At 37.6% G+C, this 21858-nt stretch carries 23 protein-coding genes; 11 read left to right on the top strand and 12 right to left on the bottom strand.

All coding sequences use genetic code 11. The features are described from left to right. The first annotated feature begins 65 nt into the window (after positions 1–65). Positions 66–551: a GNAT family N-acetyltransferase gene (locus FTV32_RS02690; RefSeq protein ID WP_180027823.1), complete on the top strand. Its 486-nt coding sequence runs from the start codon at positions 66–68 to the stop codon at positions 549–551. Between the two features lie 38 nt (positions 552–589). Here FTV32_RS02690 and FTV32_RS02685 read toward each other — a convergent pair whose 3' ends face one another. Further along, positions 590–1801, bottom strand: coding sequence for an alkane 1-monooxygenase (locus tag FTV32_RS02685; protein WP_035263607.1), 1212 nt, complete (start codon positions 1799–1801; stop codon positions 590–592). Between the two features lie 188 nt (positions 1802–1989). Here FTV32_RS02685 and FTV32_RS02680 point away from each other — a divergent pair, with 188 nt between their 5' ends. Beyond that, positions 1990–2922, top strand: a complete 933-nt coding sequence (locus tag FTV32_RS02680; RefSeq protein ID WP_180027822.1) for an AraC family transcriptional regulator — start codon at positions 1990–1992, stop codon at positions 2920–2922. Between the two features lie 75 nt (positions 2923–2997). Here the strand turns inward: FTV32_RS02680 and FTV32_RS02675 are convergent, their stop codons facing one another. The 3 genes from FTV32_RS02675 to FTV32_RS02665 form a co-directional block, all read right to left on the bottom strand. Continuing rightward, positions 2998–4863: a SurA N-terminal domain-containing protein gene (locus FTV32_RS02675; protein WP_180027821.1), complete on the bottom strand. Its 1866-nt coding sequence runs from the start codon at positions 4861–4863 to the stop codon at positions 2998–3000. 128 nt (positions 4864–4991) lie between these two features. Further along, positions 4992–5264, bottom strand: coding sequence for an HU family DNA-binding protein (locus FTV32_RS02670; protein WP_035263613.1), 273 nt, complete (start codon positions 5262–5264; stop codon positions 4992–4994). A 168-nt stretch (positions 5265–5432) separates the two neighbouring features. Continuing rightward, positions 5433–5861, bottom strand: coding sequence for a phasin family protein (locus FTV32_RS02665; protein WP_092766445.1), 429 nt, complete (start codon positions 5859–5861; stop codon positions 5433–5435). 233 nt (positions 5862–6094) lie between these two features. On the opposite strand from FTV32_RS02665, the gene FTV32_RS02660 reads away from it, so the two are divergent. From FTV32_RS02660 to fdx, 8 genes are all read left to right on the top strand, one after another. Further along, positions 6095–6745, top strand: a complete 651-nt coding sequence (locus tag FTV32_RS02660; protein WP_180027820.1) for a hypothetical protein — start codon at positions 6095–6097, stop codon at positions 6743–6745. Positions 6746–6884: 139 nt separating this feature from the next. Continuing rightward, the gene (locus FTV32_RS02655; protein ID WP_035263618.1) at positions 6885–7358 is read left to right on the top strand and encodes an Rrf2 family transcriptional regulator; all 474 of its coding nucleotides are present in this window, start codon (positions 6885–6887) and stop codon (positions 7356–7358) included. Between the two features lies 1 nt (position 7359). Then, positions 7360–8577: an IscS subfamily cysteine desulfurase gene (locus tag FTV32_RS02650; RefSeq protein WP_035263620.1), complete on the top strand. Its 1218-nt coding sequence runs from the start codon at positions 7360–7362 to the stop codon at positions 8575–8577. A 103-nt stretch (positions 8578–8680) separates the two neighbouring features. After that, positions 8681–9067, top strand: a complete 387-nt coding sequence (iscU, locus tag FTV32_RS02645) for a Fe-S cluster assembly scaffold IscU (protein WP_035263622.1) — start codon at positions 8681–8683, stop codon at positions 9065–9067. A 30-nt stretch (positions 9068–9097) separates the two neighbouring features. Next, positions 9098–9418 carry an iron-sulfur cluster assembly protein IscA gene (iscA, locus tag FTV32_RS02640; protein WP_035263624.1) on the top strand — a complete coding sequence of 107 codons (321 nt, stop codon included), beginning with the start codon at positions 9098–9100 and terminating at the stop codon, positions 9416–9418. A 101-nt stretch (positions 9419–9519) separates the two neighbouring features. Beyond that, positions 9520–10035 carry a Fe-S protein assembly co-chaperone HscB gene (gene hscB, locus FTV32_RS02635; RefSeq protein ID WP_180027819.1) on the top strand — a complete coding sequence of 172 codons (516 nt, stop codon included), beginning with the start codon at positions 9520–9522 and terminating at the stop codon, positions 10033–10035. Positions 10036–10072: 37 nt separating this feature from the next. Continuing rightward, on the top strand, positions 10073–11932 hold the full coding sequence (gene hscA, locus FTV32_RS02630) for a Fe-S protein assembly chaperone HscA (protein WP_180027818.1): 1860 nt from the start codon (positions 10073–10075) through the stop codon (positions 11930–11932). Between the two features lie 16 nt (positions 11933–11948). Then, a complete protein-coding gene (gene fdx / locus FTV32_RS02625; protein ID WP_035263630.1) occupies positions 11949–12287 on the top strand; it encodes an ISC system 2Fe-2S type ferredoxin in 339 nt (112 codons plus the stop codon). A gap of 65 nt (positions 12288–12352) precedes the next feature. Here fdx and FTV32_RS02620 read toward each other — a convergent pair whose 3' ends face one another. From FTV32_RS02620 to FTV32_RS02590, 7 genes are all read right to left on the bottom strand, one after another. Continuing rightward, on the bottom strand, positions 12353–13795 hold the full coding sequence (locus FTV32_RS02620) for an adenylate/guanylate cyclase domain-containing protein (RefSeq protein WP_180027817.1): 1443 nt from the start codon (positions 13793–13795) through the stop codon (positions 12353–12355). Between the two features lie 52 nt (positions 13796–13847). Then, a complete protein-coding gene (locus FTV32_RS02615) occupies positions 13848–14285 on the bottom strand; it encodes an HIT domain-containing protein (RefSeq protein ID WP_035263634.1) in 438 nt (145 codons plus the stop codon). A 224-nt stretch (positions 14286–14509) separates the two neighbouring features. Continuing rightward, entirely contained in the window at positions 14510–17968 is a 3459-nt protein-coding gene (gene mfd / locus FTV32_RS02610; protein WP_180027883.1) for a transcription-repair coupling factor, read from the bottom strand. A 101-nt stretch (positions 17969–18069) separates the two neighbouring features. Beyond that, positions 18070–18420 carry a hypothetical protein gene (locus FTV32_RS02605; RefSeq protein WP_180027816.1) on the bottom strand — a complete coding sequence of 117 codons (351 nt, stop codon included), beginning with the start codon at positions 18418–18420 and terminating at the stop codon, positions 18070–18072. 99 nt (positions 18421–18519) lie between these two features. Beyond that, entirely contained in the window at positions 18520–19305 is a 786-nt protein-coding gene (locus tag FTV32_RS02600) for a glutathione S-transferase N-terminal domain-containing protein (protein WP_180027815.1), read from the bottom strand. 30 nt (positions 19306–19335) lie between these two features. Then, entirely contained in the window at positions 19336–19845 is a 510-nt protein-coding gene (gene rraA, locus FTV32_RS02595; protein WP_180027814.1) for a ribonuclease E activity regulator RraA, read from the bottom strand. Positions 19846–19856: 11 nt separating this feature from the next. Continuing rightward, the gene (locus FTV32_RS02590; protein WP_180027813.1) at positions 19857–20522 is read right to left on the bottom strand and encodes a nucleoside-diphosphate sugar epimerase; all 666 of its coding nucleotides are present in this window, start codon (positions 20520–20522) and stop codon (positions 19857–19859) included. Between the two features lie 215 nt (positions 20523–20737). On the opposite strand from FTV32_RS02590, the gene rpsT reads away from it, so the two are divergent. Beyond that, complete coding sequence (rpsT, locus tag FTV32_RS02585) at positions 20738–21007, top strand: 30S ribosomal protein S20 (protein ID WP_035263646.1); 270 nt, start codon at positions 20738–20740, stop codon at positions 21005–21007. 78 nt (positions 21008–21085) lie between these two features. On the opposite strand, the gene FTV32_RS02580 is transcribed toward rpsT, so the two are convergent. Next, complete coding sequence (locus FTV32_RS02580; protein ID WP_180027812.1) at positions 21086–21823, bottom strand: histidine phosphatase family protein; 738 nt, start codon at positions 21821–21823, stop codon at positions 21086–21088. Positions 21824–21858 lie beyond the last annotated feature (35 nt).

Here is a 21858-nt window from a genome sequence, read left to right as displayed (position 1 = left end):
GAATTAAACTCAACTCCGATGAAACTTAGATATACTCTGTGAAGATTTACTAAGTTTCATCAATTATGTACTTTATTCGAACTATTCAACCCCAAGATAATCCCCATATTGCAAAAATCATTCGTGAAGTCTCAGTGGAGTTTGCTCTCGCTGCTGAATCAGGCTTCGCAGTAGCAGATCCAATTCTAGATCAACTCTATGACGTTTATACAAAACCTCACTCCATATATTGGGTTATTAGCAATGACCAACACGAGGTCTTTGGTGGTGGGGGCATTGCACCTTTGCTGGGCCACGAAAACACCCTAGAGATACAAAAAATGTATTTTATGCCCTCAATACGAGGTTTGGGTTTTGCAAAACAAATTCTAGAAAAATGTATCCAATTTGCACGAGATCAGGGTTACACGCAAATTTATCTCGAAACCACAGCATCTCTCTGGCAGGCTGTAAAATTATATGAAAAATTAGGTTTTCAACATCTACAACACCCATTAGGAAATACTGGACATAGTGATGCATGCGAAATACGCATGTTAAAAGTATTATAAAAAAACCGACCCATGGTCGGTTTTTTTATTTTTGAGTGTTAGCCCAATAATTTATCAATAACACCAAATTTTTTAAAAATTTTTGCTCGTCGTTTTGGATGAATATTGGCTTTATTTAAATCGCCACCATAATGGTCAAATACGCGCTTATCCATAATTTTAAACCATAACTTAGGTATTAAAACTGGGATCAACATCGTCGCATATCCACTTGGCAACACTGGCGCTTCTTCAAAGTTTCTCAATGCTTGGAATGGTCGTGTCGGATAAGCATGATGATCCGAATGGCGCTGCAACTGGTATAAGAATAGATTGGTTGTGATGTTATTATTATTCCAACTATGTTCAGGCATAGTACGCGAATAACTTCCATCTTCTTTCTTTTCTCGCAATAAGCCGTAGTGCTCAAGATAGTTGACCATTTCAAATAAAGTCACACCGTAAAGTGACTGTATGGCTAAGAATGGTAAAATTTTCTTACCATACAGTTTTAGCATCGTTGCGTGAAAAGTTGCACTAATGGCTGCGCCGTGAAATAACTCATTTTTCAGTGAAAAGAACGACTCACCCTTACGATTTAATCGATGTTTTTCAATCTGTATTGCTGACTTCAAGCCACCGCTAATGGTTCTTGGAAGAAACTCGTAAAAGGTCTCACCCATCTTAGAAGTCGCTGGATCTTCTGGAGTAGCTGCGCGCTTATGATGCCCATATGGGTGCTCAATACGGAAATGATTGTATCCAAGTGGTGCTAGTGTCACGTGTGACCAATAATGATCTGCACGCTTCGGTCGATGGCATAGTTCATGGGCAGTATTCACACCAATACCGTTGATCAACCCCATAGTACAACCAATCAACAACTGATCCAACAATGGGGTTTCTTTACGAGAGACCACGTATCCAGCAAAAAAATTGGCTGCATATTGTAAAGGAACAAACATTTTTACTATACGATCATAGTAAGGATCACTGACTAATTTTTTGATCTGCTCATCACTCGGATTATTCTCATCAGTACCGACCAAAGCATCAATGGTGGGAATAATTACGTGTAATAATAAAGGTCCACCTAATGCAAACAATTTTTTAGTTGCTTTAGGTCCGTATTGATATCCAGCCAAAAAGCCCATCCCTAATACAGGTAGTGCTGGACTAAGCAACCATAAGTAACGCTTCTTATCCAGTTGTAAGCCTTGCGCTATCGGGTTCTGACTCAATAACTCTTCAACTTTTACCTTTGCATTCACTTGCAATTTTCCTTTTCTATTTCTTATTTTTATCTTTGTTCATTTCAAATTTCAAATACAGTCGTAATCGTCCAAAAAAGCTATTGAGTCGTATTTCCACAACGATTTTGAAGCTAAAATACATTATAGAAATCTTTACACATGTTAAGATTCAGCAATTGTAAGCGTATAGGGAATATACGAAAAACATGGATGCCCTCAGTCAAGTTTTTGAAGATATTCACCTCAAAAATACGGAATATCTCTACCTTCAAGCACAAGGTAAATGGGCTTTTGAGTTAAGTCATCAAACAGCCATGATTACCTATATTTTATTATACGGTGAAGCCTTTTTTAAATTTCAAAATGGCGAAAAGCTACACTTAAAAGCTGGAGATATGGCAATTATTCCTTCTGGAATGTCACATCAAGCCTATAGCCATCAAGAACAAACATTAGTCAACATTACTCAAATAGATCATTTATTTAAAGGTTTAAGAGATGATGAAATTATCCTCGGTGACGAAGATGATAAATCTGAGAAATCTCTCATCTTCAGTATACGATCTAACATGGACAGTATTATGGGTGGACCATTGATTCAAGCCTTACCCACTTATATCCATTTAAACAATGCACTGAATGCTAGAGAGCCGGAGTGGTTAAGGATCGGGCTTTATTTCGTGGCTGATGAAACCAAGATGAACCGACCTGGTCGCCATAAGATTATGGATCACGTGGTGAGTATTATGTTAATCGAATGCGTGAGAGATTACATTTCCACGCTTACAGATCAGAATAACTGGTTAAATGCACTTACTCACCCAGAATTGAGCCCTGCATTTTCAGCGATTCACAGCCAACCAGAACGAAACTGGACTGTAGAATCATTGGCAGAAACTTGCTTTATGTCGCGTTCAAAATTCGCTCATTTATTTCAAAATATGGTGAATGAAACACCATTAGCATACTTACAGAAACACCGTTTAAGATTAGCCAGTCAACTTTTACGCTTGAGCCAGCTTTCAATCCAACAAATCGCGCACAAAGTTGGTTATTCATCAGAGACTGCATTTAGTCAAGCCTTCAAAAAACATTATCTATGCAGTCCAAGCCAGTATCGGAATACTTATTTGAATTAATCGAATTAAATAAATCATAGCAAAATAAAAAAAGCACCGAAGTGCTTTTTTTATGAAGATAGAATTACTGGTGAGTTACTTAATTTTTGCAACTGACTTTAAATACTCAGTGTAATCTTTAAGTAATTGTGTACCACGATAGTTTTGATAAAGCTGTGCAAGCTGCTGTTTTTCTTCAGCCGAAATCGAATCCATAGATGGTTTTTTTACCTCAGCCACACCGATAATTACCATTTCATTTGGTAATTGAGCTGTAGTCACAGACCACATTCCTGCTTTAGGTGCAGGCACACTAAATGCAGCACGTTCAATTTCTCGTTTAAGACCTTGAGAACGAGTAAACACACCTGCATTTACGAAAGATTGCTGATGCTTAGTTAAAACCTGCTGTGAAGGTAGTGTTTTAAAATCCTTTAACATTGCAGCAACTTTTGCTTGAGCAGCTTCATATGCCTTTTGATTCAACAGCTTTTCTTTAACCTTCGCTTTGGCTACTGATAAAGGTTGAACACCAGCTTCACGGTATTCACGAACTTTCAACCAAACTGTATCACCATTCGCCAATTGTATATTGCTGGTCGCATTACGATCACCATTTTTTACATCTTGACTAAAGATCTTAGCTTTTACAGCAGGATCCGCTAGGACTGTATTTTGAGTGGCAAGAGTTACATTATTCGCAGTAACCAATTTAGCCGATTTTAATTCCTGAGGGACTACATCTAAAGCATCGCTACTTACAACGAGCTCATTCAAACCATTTACTAGATCAGAATAAGCATTGGCATTTTTAGATTTTAATAAATCAGCTTCAAGACGTGCTTTTTCAGACTCAAAACTAGCAACATTCACTTGAGCAGCTTTAGCTTGAATAATATGTACACCAAAATCGGTTTTTACTGGCTTAGAAATCGTACCTTTTGAAGCTTGAACTGCATTATCAAAAGCATCACCGAATACACCGGCTTCATAACCATCAACTCGACCCGCATTATCTTTGGAACTAGAATCTTCAGAATACTGTTGAGCAGCCTCTGCAAAAGATAATCCTGATTGAATTTTTGCATAAACATCATTGGCTATTTTTTCAGCCTCAAGCGCAGTACGATTATCTGTTGTAATCAAAATATGTTGGACTTCAACTTTGGCATTTTTATTTTGTTGAGTTACATATTGATCATAAGCTTGTTTTAATTCTGCATCTGTAACAGTTGTTGTGGCATTTGCTACCATAGCAGGCGTTACCAATACATAATCAAGATCAACTGAGGCAGGTTGCTTAAACAGCACTTTATGTTTTTCATAATAAGCAGCGACTTCAGCATCAGTTATTTTTACAGACGTTTTGTAATCATCCAATTTTACAGATGACATAAATAACGTACGTTGCTCACCTTGTAGATTTGCGATTTGCTGAATATCACTTTGGCTTACCAAAGAATTATCACGAATGCTTGAAACTAACATTTGAAGCGCATGATCTTGTCTTAAATTTTGGATTAGACCCTGGCTCGTCATATTAATTGATCGAAGATAGTTTTCATAAGTTTGTTGTGAAAATTTACCATCAACCTGCAGACTTGGCTGTTGAGCAATCATTTGTTCAATCTGAGCATCACTTAAACTGATGCCTAACTTTTCAGCCTGCTGAACCAATAAAGCACGATCAATTAAACTATCTAGAGCCATTTGTTCAATATACGATTGATTCAGAAGTGATTCATCACCTTGAACCATTTGTAAGAATTGATCTTTATAATTCTTCGTTTGAACTTCTAGCTCTTTATTAGAAATTTCTAAATCATTAACGGTTTTAGCAATCCCATCTTTGTTTCCACCACCGAAATAGCCTTCAATACCGACCAATGCCAATGGTGTCAAAAATAATACTAGAAGGACTTTGCCGAGCCACCCTTTAATGAGTTTACGAAACGATTCCATAGGTATTCCAATATTTTATTTCAAAGCGATTCTAACTGATAATCCAAACCGAATATATCAGATGAAGCCATAAATTTTCTTTTTAATAAAAAACGCGCCAAGTCGGCGCGTTTTGGACTTAATAAGAATTAAGCTACAGAATCTTTTAAACCTTTACCAGCTTTAAAGCTAGGAACTTTGCTTGCTTTAATTTGTAATTCTTCGCCAGTTTTCGGGTTACGACCAGTGCGTGCAGCACGATCTTTAACGCTGAAAGTACCAAATCCTACTAAAGTAACAGAGTCACCTTTTTTCAGCGCTTCGCCAATAGAAGCAATAGTCGCGTCCAATGCCTTACCAGCATCAGTCTTAGACAATCCCCCTTTCTCTGCAATCGCATCAATCAATTCTGATTTATTCATGAAGATTACGTCCTCTTATATCGTTTGTTTAAAATCCAAGGCTTGTATTTTAAAAGGCCATGACGACTTTATAGCAATGCTTTGGGGGGAAACGCAATACTGCTCGACCTGTTTTGATCAAAATAAGCGACAAAAAATACCAAAATTACAGTTTTATCTCTAAATCCATCATTTTTTTTCGAGTTTGGCTCGTAAAGCTTGATTTTCAGCAATGAGCACATCTAATTTCTGGTGAATATCTAAAATCATATTCTCAAGATGTTGTACATCTTTAGTTGAGACGAGCCCAATACGATTAAGCGAAGTACTCACCCCATGATCTAAAAGTTTTTCCACCTTATCTTTTTTATCCGTAACAGACTCTTTAGTTTTTTCCGCAACTTTGTTTACTGTTTGATCTGTAAATTCAACCGTTTTTGATTCAAGCTCTTCACCAACTTTGACTAAAGAGTCAAACATTTTATTACCTTCTTCCTCTGCGCGAGAAAAAGCACCTAAACCAGCAAGCCAAATTTGTTTAGTATATTTACGAAAATCAAGTGTGGACTTGCGTTGATGCTTTGTTTTACGTGAGTTTGCAGGTTGTGAGTTGTCCATTAATTCCTGTTCTTTATTGTTATTTACATCTTGATCCACCATTACACTCCTGTATATTTTAGCCTCTAAACTGACTATTCGTGCATAAAATACATTGATAATATCAAATATCGCTATTGAACCTTGTTCAAAACTGTTCTACAAAGCAATGATAAATGATGTAATCTTAGACTTAATTTAAGTTTGTGTTAATAGAACTTTTTAGATTTATTAAATTTGAATAGGATTTTTTTATGAGTGAATCGCAACAACAACAAGGTCATACCCGTTTGTTGCTTAACATTGTTATGTTAGTTTTAGAGACATTCTATTCTTTCGTCTTAAAACATGACCATGTTGTTCGCCTTCAAGCAAAAAAATTTGTAGAACAACAAATTACAATTAAAATGAATAGCTATATCCCCTATTTTGACTTCTATATCCAATTTACGGATAAAGGCATCTTATTTGACCTTCAAGCGCCAGAAAAAGAACCTGACCTCAAGGTAAGTAGTACTTTAGTCGATATCATTCAAATTTTCGGGTTTGCAAACCGCAGAAGTTTGAAAAAAATGCGTATTGAAGGTGATCAAACCCTTAAAGACGAATTCAGAGATTTAGCATTACATCTCTCAACACCGAAATTACTTTCAGATTGGAAAAACTGGTTAACAACAGCTTCTGAAGACCAAGATACAAAGGCTTCGAGAAAACGCATTGCACCATTACTTGAAAAAATTGACTTACAAAGATCTAAAATCAATACACTTCAAGTAGAGGTAAAACAATATAAAAATCGTATTCGTCGCATGCAAACCAACCAAAAACGTATCAATATTGCGTTCGGGATAGTTTCGGTTCTCTTCGTGGCTTTAATCGTGTATAATTTATTGATTATTTATTAAAATAATAAAGTTTTATCTGTTTAAATCCTCGCCATATTTAATTCCGATTAATTTAGTTGGTTTTTAGAAAAAATACTTGACTAAATTAGTCGGAATTCATAAAATTTCATCATCTAGCCTTTTACACGTGTATCGAATCATGCGCTTAACCACTCGCGGTCGCTACGCAGTGACTGCATTACTTGATCTAGCTTTGCAGCCGACTGAACAAACCATTACTTTGGCAGAAATTGCTACTCGCCAAACTATTTCTGTGGCTTATTTAGAACAACTATTTGCTAAATTAAAGCGTCATGGCTTGGTTTCGAGTGTACGTGGTGCTAATGGTGGATACCATTTAGCGCGTAATGCTTCTGATATTACGGTCTTAGAAATTATTGAAGCTGTAAACGAAACTGTTGATGCAACACGTTGTGACCACAAAGGTAACTGCCAAAATGGCGCAATGTGTCTAACTCACGATTTATGGCAAGAACTCTCCCTCCACATTGCCGATTACTTAGCTAAAATCTCTCTTGCTGATTTAGTTGCTCGCGATAACGTTCAAACTGTTGCGATCCGCCAGAATACAGCTCCATTAGATTCAGCCCTTTTATCGGTTACAGGTATTTGACATGAAACGTCCAATTTATCTTGATTATGCTGCAACGACTCCAGTCGACCCACAAGTTGCTGAGCGCATGATGGAATGCCTTACATTCGATGGGACTTTTGGTAACCCTGCATCACGTTCGCACGCATATGGTTGGCAAGCTGAAGAAAAAGTTGAATACGCTCGTGAGCAAGTTGCAAATCTTGTAAAAGCAGATCCACGCGAAATCGTTTGGACATCTGGCGCTACAGAATCTGACAACCTTGCACTGAAAGGTGTTGCACAGTTCTACGCTTCAAAAGGCAAACACATCATTACGAGTAAAATTGAACATAAAGCAATTTTAGATACTTGCCGTGAATTAGAACAAGAAGGCTTTGAAATTACCTATCTTGAACCAGAAGCTCAAACAGGTCTAATTACTCCTGAAATGGTTCAAGCTGCTTTACGTCCAGATACAATTCTTGTTTCATTAATGATGGTCAATAATGAAATTGGTACTGTGACTGATGTTGCCGCTATTGGTGAATTAACTCGTGCGAATAAGACATATTTCCACGTAGATGCCGCTCAAGCTGCTGGTAAAGTTGAAATTGATTTATCAACCATGAAAATTGATTTAATGAGTTTCTCTGCTCACAAAATTTATGGCCCTAAAGGTATCGGTGCACTTTACGTACGTCGTAGTCCACGTGTGCGTCTTAAAGCTCAAATGCATGGTGGTGGTCATGAGCGCGGTATGCGTTCTGGTACGCTTGCAACACACCAAATCGTTGGTATGGGTGAAGCATTTGAACTTGCAGGTAAAAACCTAGTTGCTGAACAAACTCGCTTACGCACTCTACGTGACAAACTTTGGAATGGTCTACAAGATCTTGAACAAGTTTTCTTAAATGGTCATCCGACTCAAAACGTAGCAAACTACTTAAACGTAAGTTTTAACTTCGTTGAGGGTGAATCTTTAATGATGTCACTTAAAGATGCTGCTGTTTCATCTGGTTCAGCTTGTACTTCTGCAACATTAGAACCTTCTTATGTTCTTCGTGCATTAGGCTTATCTGATGAGTTAGCACACAGTTCAATTCGCTTCAGTTTTGGTAAATATACGACTGAAGAAGACATTGATCACGTACTAGAAGTGACAAAAGCTGCTGTAGAAAAATTACGTGACCTTTCTCCACTTTGGGATATGTACAAAGAAGGGATTGATCTGTCGAAAGTTGAATGGACAGAACACTAATTTAAACCAAACACATGCATCTTATTAAGCTTAAATATTGAAATTTAATAAGATGCACCCATATTAAATATTATCAGCCGACCCTGAGGTTTGGAGACGCATCATGGCTTATAGCGAAAAAGTGATTGATCATTACGAAAATCCTCGTAATGTTGGTGTTTTAGATAAAAACGCAGAAAACGTAGGTACAGGTATGGTCGGTGCACCAGCTTGTGGTGACGTTATGCGTCTTCAAATCCAAGTGGATGAGAATGGTGTAATTGAAGAAGCTCGCTTCAAAACTTACGGATGTGGTTCTGCAATTGCTTCAAGTTCACTTGTAACTGAATGGCTAAAAGGTAAAACTTTAGACCAAGCACAGCAAATCAAGAATATTGATATTGCAAATGAACTTGCGCTTCCTCCTGTAAAAGTACACTGCTCTGTACTTGCAGAAGATGCAATTAAAGCTGCTGTAGAAGACTACCGTAGCAAAAAAGCGAAAGCTTAATTTAGCGCTTGATGATTGAATGGAGTTTTCATGATCAATTTAACTGAAAATGCTGCAACTCATATCAGCAATTATTTATTGAATCGCGGTAAGGGTGAAGGTATTCGCGTTGGTGTGAAAACTTCAGGTTGTTCTGGATTGGCTTATGTTCTCGAATTCGTTGATGAAGTTGACGAACATGATCAAGTCTTTGAACAGTTTGGGGTTAAAGTTTTCGTTGATCCGAAGAGCCTTGTTTATCTAGAAGGTATGGAAATGGACTATGTTAAAAATGGTCTAAACGAAGGTTTTGAATTCAACAACCCAAACAAAAAAGGTGAATGTGGTTGTGGTGAATCTTTCACTGTTTAAGATAATCATTCTCTTTTTACCTGATTAAAACAGTGCCCTGCACTGTTTTAATTCTATTCAGCGCCCACTTTTATTTTTCACTATTTTGGAATTTCCAATCCATGAATCATTTTGAGTTGTTTAATCTCCCTGTAGCACTCGATATTGATTTAGCAACTTTGAAAGCTAACTTTCTAAAATTGCAGCAACAATATCATCCAGATAAAGCTGAAAATAAAGACCAAGCCTTGATCAAATCTAGCGAAATCAATCAAGCTTATAAAGTTTTATCTCAAGTTGACAGCCGTGCTGGATATTTACTTACACTCAAAAAACAAGACTATCATTTAGATCAATCCATCAATGATTTCGAATTTTTACAATCTGCATTAGAAATTCGTGAACAGTTAGATGAAGCTCAAAGTTCTGAACAACTTTCATCTTTAAAAACTGAAGTGCAACAATGGATTGATGGTTTAGTTCGCGAATTCAAAATAGACTTTGAAGCTGAAGATTGGGCTGAGTCTCGCGATACTGTTCGAAAATTACGTTTCTTCCAAAAAGTGATGAATGATATACATCAAGCTGAAGATCGTATTCTCGATGATGAAGATTTTGACTTAGATGACGAATTCTAATTTTATTTTTTTGTTTTATTTTCAAGGGATTTAACACATGGCACTCTTGCAAATTGCTGAACCTGGACAATCAAGTGCGCCACATGAACATCGCATTGCTATTGGTATTGATTTAGGTACGACCCACTCTCTTGTAGCAACTGTGCTTTCTGGCAAACCTAAAGTTCTAAACGATGAACAAGGTCAAGTGTTACTTCCTTCTATCGTACATTATGCTGAAAACTCTACTGTGCTCGGCAATGACGCAAAACCGTTTATAACTCGTGACCCACAGAATACTATTGTCTCTGTAAAACGTTTTATGGGACGCTCAAAAGCTGATATTAAATTTCAACACCCATATCAATTGGTGGGTGAAGACAATCAGATGCCTGCTTTTGAAACAGCGCAAGGTCGTAAAACACCTGTCGAAATTTCTGCTGAAATTCTAAAAAATCTAAAAGATCGTGCTGAAGCAAGTTTAAAAAATCCCATAAATGGTGCTGTCATTACAGTACCTGCCTATTTTGATGAGGCACAACGCCAAGCAACACGAGACGCTGCACAGCTCGCTGGTTTAAACGTACTGAGATTATTAAACGAACCTACAGCAGCAGCTGTAGCGTATGGTTTAGATCAAGCAACAAATTTAAGTACAGATCAAAACTATGTGATTTATGACTTAGGTGGTGGTACTTTCGACGTATCCATCCTACGTTTATCACAGGGTGTATTTGAGGTACTCGCTACAGGTGGACACACTGCACTTGGAGGTGATGATTTAGATCGTCTTATCGTCAAGTGGGCTAAAAAATCGCTCAATATCGAGACCTTAGATGATAACGAGTATGCACACTTCCTTGTTGCAGCACGTAAAGCGAAAGAAGCTTTATCGGACCAAGATCAAGTTAATCTTCAGCTTTTAGAAAACGAATTAACATTGGATCGTGCAACGTTTGAAAGCATCATTAAAGTTGCTCTAGATAAAACGATTTCAGTGTGCAAACGAGTATTACGTGATGCTAAATTGGAATTAGACGATATTAAAAATGTCGTTTTAGTTGGTGGCTCTACTCGCTCTTATGCGGTACAAAAAGCTGTAGCAGAAGTATTTAGTCAAGAACCCCTGTGTACCATTAATCCAGATGAAGTCGTTGCAATTGGTGCTGCAATTACTGCCAACCAATTAATTGGTAATAGCACCGATGGTTCTTTACTACTTGATGTAACACCATTATCACTTGGTATTGAAACCATGGGTGGATTAGTAGAGCGATTAATTTCACGTAATACTGCAATTCCTGTCGCTCGTCGTCAAGAGTTCACCACGTATCAAGATGGTCAAACTGCGATGTTAATCCATGTTGTCCAAGGTGAGCGCGATTTAGTAGAACATTGCCGTAGTCTCGGACGTTTTGTTTTACGCGGCATTCCACCGATGACTGCTGGTCAAGCACGCATTGAAGTGACTTATCAAGTCGATGCTGACGGTCTCTTATCGGTATCTGCTCGTGAAACAACATCTAACGTCTCAGCTCAGATTGATATTAAACCATCATACGGTTTATCTGATACTGATATGGAGCGCCTACTGGTTGATGGTTTTAAATTTGCAGCAGAAGATAAAGCCCTTCGTCATTTACATGAAACTAAAGTTGAAGCTCAACGAGAACTTGAAGCTCTTTCTCAAGCGCTTAAAGCTGATATTAAACTCTTGACTGAACAGGAAGCTCAGGATTTAATTTCTGCACAAACTCATTTGGCTCAACAACTTGAAACTTCTGATATTGAAGCAATTGAAGCTGCTGTTGCTGCGTTAAAAGTTCATAGTGATGCATTTGCTGCAAAACGAATGAATCAACATATTGATCATGCTCTCAAAGGCACTAAGCTTGACGATTGGTCAAACTCAAACTAAACATAGGTAAAAATTTATGCCACGTATTAAAGTTCTTCCACATGCGCAAATTTGCCCTGAAGGTGCTGAGTTTGAAGTTGAGCAAAATGCCAATCTTTGCGAAAGCCTTCTAAAAAATGGTATCAAAATTGAACATGCTTGTGATATGTCTGCAGCTTGTACGACCTGCCATGTCATTGTTCGTAAAGGTTTTGACGGTCTTGAAGAAATGAATGATGTAGAAGCAGATTTACTCGATCGTGCTTGGGGTTTAGAGCCTGATTCACGTCTTTCTTGTCAAGTAAAAATTGAAAATGATGATTTAGAAGTTGAAATTCCGAAGTACACGATTAACCATGCTTCTGAAAATCATTAATCATTTGTAAAACCATATAAAAAAGGTCACTTAAGTGACCTTTTTATTTATGTAGATATAAAATCCTAATTTAGATATTTTACTTCATCAGATAGTTTTAACTTCACAATACCAGAAGAGTTGGTTAAATCCTGCTGAAGTTTAATACGTTCAATCATTTTTTCTAAAACTGCGATTAATTCAGCATATTCGTAATTTTGTACTTCTTCCATATTCAGCACCAGTTGAAACCCTTTGTACTCGTAATCAAACCAATGTTGATGGGTTTGCTTGGTGCTATATTTTTCCATGACCTGCCAACTTTTAATTGAACCATGAATCCCTTTCAGCTCTATAGGTTCCTGAGGTGCACAAAGATAATAGTTTTTAACTAACTTATAAGTCTCATCCGAGATTAAAATTTCATCAATTTCTGCAGCATTTTGAAGTCTTGCAGCTAAATTTGCATCCCGCCCAACAATGGTATATGCCATTCGATGAACTGCGCCATAGTTACCAACGTGACAATAACCTGTACTAATGCCCATACGTATATGCAGTGCTGAGTATCCCATTTTCACCCAGCGTTCACGCAAAAATTTCATTTGTTGACGCATTGCCATCGCCATATCGATGCAATTTTTGGCATCCTGCTCAACCCCTTGCGAATCTGGATCTCCAAAGAAAATGAGAATCGCGTCTCCCATAAACTTGTCAATTGTTCCACCATATTGCTTGGCAATTTCAGTCATATGGCTCAGATAATCATTCAAAACAAAAGCTAAGTCATCTGGAATAAGAGTCTCTGAAAGCTCAGTAAATCCCTGAATGTCAGAGAAAAAAATCGTAATTTTTTTTCGTTTATATTCAAGTTTCGCTTCAGTTTCACCACGCATGATTGATTGCCACAATTGAATTGGTGCATAGCGGCTTAACTGATTCGATAACTCAATATATCGATTCATTTCTTTAAAATAAGTTTGACGTTGAGCATCTAATTTTTTTACACGTCGATTCTGATAATAATTAGCAAAATTCACAAAAAGAATCGCACATATACACGAGACTACGGACAATTCGATTGAAGTTTGCTGGAAATAATCTTCAAAACCAAAAATAAAAATTGTACAAATATAAAAAACAATGATCGCAACTAAAATTGCAATCGAACTCACCATCATCGAAATTTTATTATTAACGGCGGTAAACACCAATCCAAACAGGAAAACAAATGTTGGCAACAAACTTAAATGCACTGCTGCTAAGGCGGTAGCTACAACAACAACATCAATAATAAAGAACGCAAAACGTCTGGTTTTACTACCATAACGATATTGGATACTGTGTGAAATTCGGGGTGCCAATAGAATCAGCAAGAAAATAAATAGAGGGTATAAAATCTGATAATTTTGGTTTTGTGAAGTGAAATAATAGATCACAACAAGAATCGCGATCATCACATACCCCATCATCCTGAGGAGTACTTCAAACTGCTGTGGCTCTTTATCCAGCATTCGTTCAAATGGCAATTGCTATTACCTCAATTCACATTATTTTTATTCTTCCTTGAAATTGACGTATTTACTCCATACGCCAATCGAAAGGCATGTCACCTTGACCACGTAGCGCGAGCATGAGCGTTTGACGCATATGCGCTAAAACATCATTACTGTAAGGAACTGCAGGTGAAGCACCCCAAACAGGCTTAGGCCATGCAGAATCATTCTGATAACGAACTACATGATGAAAATGAAGTTGAGGAACCATATTTCCTAGTGCTGCAACGTTCATTTTATCCGCACGGAAAACTCGAGATAATTGACTAGATAACCAGCTAGATTCTCTTAAAAATTGTTCTTGGTCTGCTTGGCTTAATTCATATAATTCAGTTACACCAGGAACACGCGGTACCAAAATCAACCATGGAAATTGCATGTCATTCATTAAACGACAAGTTGAAAGTGGAAAGTCGCCAACAAAAAAAGTATCTTGAGCAAGTTGTGGATGCAAACTAAACATATATTTATAAATGACGCAAAAATTAAATGGATAGCTAATACTAACACAACAGTTTTAGACTGAGTATTATTAGTCATGTGTTTCGATACAAAAAAATATGTATTTCATTGATTTGAATCTCACTCATTCATTGCAATGCATCGCTAAAAAATCAACCTATAAGGTTGACTGTCAGCCAGTGCATTTTGAGCAATGAACAAGTCTAGATTCAAGCCCAACTTAGATCAGTTGAGCCCTCTCATCAACTCATCTAAAAGATCATTAATAAACTGAATTCTTTTATCATTTTCCTCAAGCATAACCATCACTTTCAGACGTTGACCACCGTCCATTCTAAAAAATGTCGGATGTTTTTGCATCATTTGGATAATACTCATCGCTTGAACAGGAGTATCAGGTGAAAATTCAATTTGGCCACCCTGCTTACTCCAATCAATTTTGGTAATACCTAATTTTTCTGCTTTTATACGCACCTGATGAACAGTAAAAAGATATTTCACTTGTTGAGGTAGCACACCAAAACGATCGATAAGCTCCATACGGATATGATCGAGTTTTTCTTGTGTATCCGTATTACTAATTCGCTTATAGAACAATAAACGCTGATGCACATCACCTAAATATTCATCTGGAATTAATGCAGGCATATGTAAACTAATTTCAGCCGTGAGTGACAAAGGGGCATCAAAGTTAGGAGTCTTACCATTTTGGATAGCTTTAGTCGCTTTCTCAAGCATTTCCATATATAGACTATATCCAATTGCATGCATTGAACCACTTTGTTGCTCACCTAAAAGCTCGCCTGCTCCACGTATTTCTAAATCCTCTGTTGCCAATACAAAACCAGCGCCTAAAGTAGAAGCACGCTGAATGGCATCAAGTCGTTTTTCAGCATCACCTTTTAAGCCTTTAATAGACGGAACCATCAGATACGCATAGGCTTGATGATGAGAGCGCCCCACACGACCACGCAGTTGATGAAGTTGTGCCAAACCTAGCTTGTCTGCTCGCTCGATGATAATTGTATTGGCATTTGGTACATCAATTCCCGTTTCAATAATGGTCGAACACACCAATACATTATATTCTTTATGATAAAACTGCTGCATGACCTGTTCTAACTCACGCTCACGCATTTGACCATGCGCAACTGCAACCCGAGCTTCAGGAACTAACAACCGAATATTTTCAGCCGCTCGTTCAATGGTATCCACTTCATTATGCAAAATATAAACCTGACCACCACGTAATAGTTCACGCAAGATCGCCTCTTTCATCGTGGCATCGGTCTGCTCATTGACAAAGGTCTTAACAGCGAGACGGCGTGCAGGTGGTGTAGCAATAATTGAGAGGTCACGCATACCTGAAAACGCCATATTTAAGGTACGCGGGATTGGCGTAGCGGTTAGCGTCAGCATATCTACATCGGCACGCATCGCTTTAATACGTTCTTTATCTCGCACACCAAAGCGATGTTCTTCATCAACAATCATCAATCCAAGTTCTTTAAACTGGACATTTTCCTGCAAAATTTTATGCGTTCCAATGACGATATCAACTTTACCCTCTGCCAAATCTTCGATCGTTTTTAAGTGTGTTTTATTTGAGCCAAATCGAGATAACACTTCAATACGGATAGGCCAATCAGCAAATCGATCTTTGAAAGATTCATAATGCTGTTGCGCAAGTAAAGTTGTTGGAACTAAAACAGCAACTTGCTTATTGTTCTGTACAGCAACAAAAGCAGCTCTCATCGCCACTTCTGTCTTACCAAATCCAACATCACCACAGACTAAACGATCCATTGGTTTAGCTTGTTGCATGTCGTATAAAGTCGCTTCGATAGCATTCGCTTGATCAAGCGTTTCTTCATAAGCAAAACCACTAACAAACTGCATATAAGCAGTGTGATCTAATTCAAATTGAATACCTGGTTTTGAGTGGCGTCTTGCTTGAATATGAAGAAGTTCGGCTGCAACATCATGTATTTGCTCTAGTGCTTTGCGCTTAGCTTTATTCCAAGCATCAGTACCAAGTTTATGCAGTGGTGCTAAATCAGGATCACCTCCACTGTATCGACTAATCAGATGCAAATTGGTGACAGGAACATAGACTTTGGCATCATCAGCATAATTAAGTTGCAAAAATTCGTGGTCTTGCTCATCAATACATAAAGTCACTAATCCCGCATAGCGACCTACACCGTGATCAATATGAACTACAGGAGCACCTATACTTAATTCAGTTAAACTTTTAACTAAGAACTCTTCAGAAACTTCATGCTGGCGTTTTCTACGGCGTTGTACAACACGATGCTCATAGAGTTGATTTTCTGAAATGACAGATATTTGTCCTTTAATCTCCAAGCCACGTTCAAGTGGTGCATGCGTTACTGCTACTGAATATTGTTGATTAATAAACTCCTGATAATGCTCTACAACAGGAATTTCACCCATACTTGCTCGCAAGGAGTCCTTTAACGATTCACGACGTCCCGCACTTTCAGCAACGAGTAAGACAGGGTGTTGCGCAGCATCAATAAATGATTTTACAGCATGAAATGGCTGTTGATGTTTAGGCTCTACCGCTAAACGAGGTGGCTGTTCAGCAGAGGTATTAATTACACCCGCTTTAGGTTCAAAAACTTCGTCAGATGCGATAATACGAGGAAACTGATTGAGTTGTTCAAAAATTTGATTTTGTTGAAAGAAGATTTGTTCTGGAGCTAATAAAGGTTGATCAACATTATGACGTCGGTCTTCATAACGCTGATAAATATCTTTCCAAAATTGAGTTAATTCACTTTCAATATTTCGATCTGTAATGACAATGGAATGATTTGGTAAGTATGATGTAATACTACTTTGTTCTAGCATTTCTTTTTTTGAAAAGAACAGCGGAAAGTAATAGTCCAATCCGGGTGAAGATATACCCTCCATTACATCCTGATAAATCGGATTTTTTTTCGGGTTCGCCGTTGGAAACTCTTCAGCATAACGGTCTCGAAATTGAGCTCTACCTTCTTTTAAAGGAAACTCTTTAGCTGGTAAAACCTTAAAATGTTCAAGTTTCGTCGTGGTCCTTTGAGTTTCTGGATCAAAAAATTTCAAAGAATCAATTTCATCATCAAACAAATCTATTCGAATTGGAGCATCTTGCCCTGAAGCAAAAATATCAACTAAACTTCCCCGAACAGCAAATTCTCCATGATCATATACAGTATCGACCAAATGATAACCAGCCTGAATCAGGCGTTGTTTCTGCTTTTCTAAATCAAATTTTTGCCCAACGCTAATATCAAAATGCTCACCTAACACCCAAGACGTCGGCGCAACACGTTGTGCCAAAGTTGTGCTTGAAATGAGTAGTATCCCTTTTGCTGGCATATTAGAGAGCACTGATAATCTTTCTGAGACAATATCTTGATGCGGAGACAACCGATCGTAAGGTAAGATCTCCCAATCTGGAAAGATGGTGGGCTTCACACCATAAAATTCAAGTTCACTCTCAAGTTGAGCTAAATGTTGATTATTTCTAGCTACCAGAACAAAGAGTCGATCAGAGTTTTGACTTATTTCTTTTAAAAGCAAAGCGATGGCAGAGCCTTTAAGCGCCCCTAACCATCTTTTTTCGCCAGATTTTATTTGTGATAGATTAAGTTGAGAAATTTCTTTTTGGAACATGAAGATCGCTTTAAAAGTCTGGTAGGACATTGCACTATTTTATCATGTTCAAAATCGAGAATGAGTTATTTTTAGATATCACAAACATTCAGTCGCAAACATTAGCGCTCACGTTTGAATTCACGATAATAATCATTGAGCAATATCACGAATTTTTTTAACTGTTCTAGATTCTGTTGATTATTACCTAATCTCGTAGTAAAACGACCTGTATTCAACTCGAGATCTATTTTCTCTTTGATCAACATTCCCCGATAAAATAAATTTTCCAAATCATCAAAACGAGTAACCTTTCGGTTCGAAAAATATGACAATCTTTCATTTAGTTCATTCAAAACAACGTCATCGATAATATATCCTAATTCAGGATCATGACGAATTTGATGGGTCTGTAAATAAACTTGCTCAGCCGATGGTTTTTTTTGAAACAAATCAGAAATTTTTTTAAACATAGTTCGGTAAGAAAAGCTGAAAACTCAAAATAATGTTTTATCTTAGCATTTGGTCACGAATACACCTATATTCATGACCAAAAAGCACTCAAACTAAAATTAACCGTAATTTTTTCTTAAATATTCTACAATCTTCTTCGATTCGAACAATTTTACGCCTGTATTAGGATCAACTAAATACGGGACTTGTATATCCTTCCCCTTGCGATTCATTACCTTTACAACCTGCTCGCGTTTACCGCCAGCCAAAGGAATATATTTCCCAGGCTTCAATCGTAAAATCGCTGGTCCTTGATCCTGCCAACGTTCTTTAGCAACATTATGAAACTTAAATGGTAATTCAAGTTCTGTGAGTTCAGCGCGCACGATTCTGGTGTATGGACTCGCTTCAAACCCCCACAGCTCAATTAAATGCTCGGGTTGTGGTCTCTGCTTAATCGCTTTATTTATAAAAATCCCACGAGCACCATTAATCAGTGTTCCAGCTAGAGCAACTACAGGCAATTTGGGGTAGTGTGAGAATTGCTTCGGTGTTTGACCTGTCTCACCATAATGCTTAAAAAGATAGTGAATAATATCCTGAGACTCGTAAAGTTTAGCCCCAGTATTTTCATCAATTAAAAAAGGAAATTGAATCTTACCACCAAGTGTTTTTACTTGATCTCGATAGACCCTTCCACCTTTCGGACAAGGATACACTTCGTAGTCAAGATTAAGTAAAGTCAACACCTCTCTTACACGACGACAGAATGGTGATCCTTCAAATTCGTAAAGCTTTAATGCTTTTTCTGGCTGTTTAGGAAACGGTGTACCTGAAGTCCCACGTCCACCTTCTGCAACAGCTGAAGCTAGCGCCTGAGCCACTTTTAATTGATGAATCACCATACTGATTACCTCGTTTTTGTTTTATTTAAATTAATCGACTAATTTTGTCTTGGACACAATAATTCCATTATTGTCTGCATAGATATAATCACCTGGTTGGATTGTGATATTTCCAATTTGAATCGTGATATTGGTTTCGCCCACCCCTTTGCGATTACTTTTTTGAGGTATAGCCGCAAGTGCGTGCACGCCTAGATTTAAACTCGCAATAGCATCAACATCTCTAACACAACCATTAATAATGACACCACCCCATCCATATTTAACGGCAGACTCAGCAATCATATCTCCCATCAATGCACAACGCATGGAAGAACCACCATCTACAACTAAAACTTTGCCTTGCCCATCTGTAGCGAGTAACTCTTTTACTCGTGAATTGTCCTCAAAACATTTAACAGTGACAGCTTCACCCCCAAAGCTTTTTACACCGCCGTAACTTTTGAAGAATTTTCCATCAATAGATGGATACAATACTTGAATATCTAAATCAGGATGGTCATCCAGTAAATCACACGTCACAAATGTTGGCGTTGTCACTTTTTATACCCTCAGTTATGTTTTTGAATCTCTAAATTATCATAAATCTTAATTTTTTCATTTTGAGTTCTTGCGCTCACGACCATAGTATTAGCGACTTGCTCTGCTGTCACTGGCTTATATTTGAATGTATTTGGCAGAAATTGCGATACTCGCTTGAAAATACTCTGAGAAATATCTTCGAGTGTCCTTGTTTCAGCTCTTTCACCAATTAAGAGTGAAGGTCGAATGATCGCCAATTGATAGAGTGATAATGATTTTAGATAATTTTCTAACTTTCCCTTCACTTGATTATAGAAGAATGGAGATCTTTCATTCGCACCTTCCGCACTTACAATTGCAAAAAAAGTATCGGTATTCACGAGCAAATCAGCAAAATGAGCATTTATCTCAAAATCGATATTGTAAAAATTTTCTTTAGAGCCTGCTTTTTTAATTGTACTTCCTAGGCAACTAAACGCATGTGAGAATTCAGAAGCGTCCTCATCATTTAACATTAAAAAGTCATCAATGACCAACTGATCAACTTTGGTGAACTGTTCAAATTGTTCATCATGCTTACGAACAGCTACGACAATTCTTTCGCAATCTACCAATTGATTCAAATGATTTACCAAAGATCGACCAACTAAACCAGTTGCCCCTATAACTATTGCACTTTTAATATTTTTAATCATTTTTTCGCCATTCCTTCCAATATTTATCTAATCTAACGTGCTAACCGCATTTTATCTGCATCAAAAATGTTGTCAAAGCATGTCAAGACTTGACTTTGCCGCATCATTTAATCACAATATGGCACTTGTTTACGGGCTGGTGTAAATTCTTCTAATGTTTGTATTTAGTTGAAATTTCAGCCCGCCCAGACCAATCAATTTCAAGGAGTGCACGAGTGGCAAACTCTGCTCAAGCAAAAAAACGTGCTCGTCAAAACGTTAAAGCACGTAAACACAACGCAAGCTTACGTTCTATGGTTCGTACTTACCTTAAACGCACAGTAGCAGCGATCGCTGCAGGTGACTATGCAGCAGCTTCTGAAGCTTACAAAACTGCAGTACCTGTAATCGACCGTATGGCTGACAAAGGTATCATCCATAAGAACAAAGCTGCTCGTCATAAGAGCCGTTTAAATGCACAAGTTAAAGCTCTAGCTTCTAACTAAGTTGCGTTAAAAAAAGCCCTTTAAGGGCTTTTTTTATATTTTAAATTTATCAACAATACTTAAATAATATTAAAATTACTATCTTTCTTGCTCTACAAATTCACGAATAGACAGCTCATTACATTCACCACGCCATATCCATTTCAATTTTGCATCTATGAATGCTTCACCTTCAAACCAAACAAACAAACCTTCCATCATTTCTGGCCAATCCTGCTGAATAATCTGTGTTTTACCTGAAATCACAGCCAGAATACCAGCCAGAATAGTGTCATGGCTAACCGCCAAACTTAATCCATGATTCTGTTGAGGGTGAGTTTGATAAAGCAAATGTAAAACATCAATCACACCTGTAATTGGCTGCTTCATCCCAGGTAAAGTATTGTTTACAAAGCTATTAATAAATCCCAAAGCACCTTGTTGCTTAAAATATGGCGCAGCTTGCTCGATATCTAAAACGAAGCTACCAGGCTCGACCAAAAGCCCCTGCTCAACAATTTTAATATGATGGGTATTTGACTTAGGATTGATTTGATCAGCACCTTGAATCATCAGTGCTGCAGTATCAATACAACGTTGAATTGGACTAGAAATACAGTGTTCAATCACACGATCTGTTTGATCAATAAGATAAGCCCCCCAAGCCTGTGCCAAATCCTTACCTTGATCTGTTAATTGCAAATCATATCCAGCGAGTCCTTGGCCCACCACCATTTCACGAATTGAGTGGCGAGTAAATAGTGTAACAGGCACAGCAACATCGGGCAGTAAATCAACCGCTCTGAGCATACTTGGAGGAAGCAACTTCAGCGACATAATAATTCTAATAAATGAAATTAATTTGACTATAA

Source organism: Acinetobacter sp. YH16032 (assembly GCF_013417345.1).
GTDB lineage: Bacteria > Pseudomonadota > Gammaproteobacteria > Pseudomonadales > Moraxellaceae > Acinetobacter.
This window is presented reverse-complemented; position numbering and strand designations above follow the sequence as displayed.

Coding starts and splice junctions, on each gene's coding strand:
- FTV32_RS02690 (WP_180027823.1), top strand. CDS start 66: ATGTACTTTATTCGAACTATTCAACCCCAAGATAATCCCCATATTGCA.
- FTV32_RS02680 (WP_180027822.1), top strand. CDS start 1,990: ATGGATGCCCTCAGTCAAGTTTTTGAAGATATTCACCTCAAAAATACG.
- FTV32_RS02675 (WP_180027821.1), bottom strand. CDS start 4,863: ATGGAATCGTTTCGTAAACTCATTAAAGGGTGGCTCGGCAAAGTCCTT.
- FTV32_RS02670 (WP_035263613.1), bottom strand. CDS start 5,264: ATGAATAAATCAGAATTGATTGATGCGATTGCAGAGAAAGGGGGATTG.
- FTV32_RS02665 (WP_092766445.1), bottom strand. CDS start 5,861: ATGGACAACTCACAACCTGCAAACTCACGTAAAACAAAGCATCAACGC.
- FTV32_RS02660 (WP_180027820.1), top strand. CDS start 6,095: ATGAGTGAATCGCAACAACAACAAGGTCATACCCGTTTGTTGCTTAAC.
- FTV32_RS02655 (WP_035263618.1), top strand. CDS start 6,885: ATGCGCTTAACCACTCGCGGTCGCTACGCAGTGACTGCATTACTTGAT.
- FTV32_RS02650 (WP_035263620.1), top strand. CDS start 7,360: ATGAAACGTCCAATTTATCTTGATTATGCTGCAACGACTCCAGTCGAC.
- iscU (WP_035263622.1), top strand. CDS start 8,681: ATGGCTTATAGCGAAAAAGTGATTGATCATTACGAAAATCCTCGTAAT.
- iscA (WP_035263624.1), top strand. CDS start 9,098: ATGATCAATTTAACTGAAAATGCTGCAACTCATATCAGCAATTATTTA.
- hscB (WP_180027819.1), top strand. CDS start 9,520: ATGAATCATTTTGAGTTGTTTAATCTCCCTGTAGCACTCGATATTGAT.
- hscA (WP_180027818.1), top strand. CDS start 10,073: ATGGCACTCTTGCAAATTGCTGAACCTGGACAATCAAGTGCGCCACAT.
- fdx (WP_035263630.1), top strand. CDS start 11,949: ATGCCACGTATTAAAGTTCTTCCACATGCGCAAATTTGCCCTGAAGGT.
- FTV32_RS02615 (WP_035263634.1), bottom strand. CDS start 14,285: ATGTTTAGTTTGCATCCACAACTTGCTCAAGATACTTTTTTTGTTGGC.
- mfd (WP_180027883.1), bottom strand. CDS start 17,968: ATGTTCCAAAAAGAAATTTCTCAACTTAATCTATCACAAATAAAATCT.
- FTV32_RS02605 (WP_180027816.1), bottom strand. CDS start 18,420: ATGTTTAAAAAAATTTCTGATTTGTTTCAAAAAAAACCATCGGCTGAG.
- FTV32_RS02600 (WP_180027815.1), bottom strand. CDS start 19,305: ATGGTGATTCATCAATTAAAAGTGGCTCAGGCGCTAGCTTCAGCTGTT.
- FTV32_RS02590 (WP_180027813.1), bottom strand. CDS start 20,522: ATGATTAAAAATATTAAAAGTGCAATAGTTATAGGGGCAACTGGTTTA.
- FTV32_RS02580 (WP_180027812.1), bottom strand. CDS start 21,823: ATGTCGCTGAAGTTGCTTCCTCCAAGTATGCTCAGAGCGGTTGATTTA.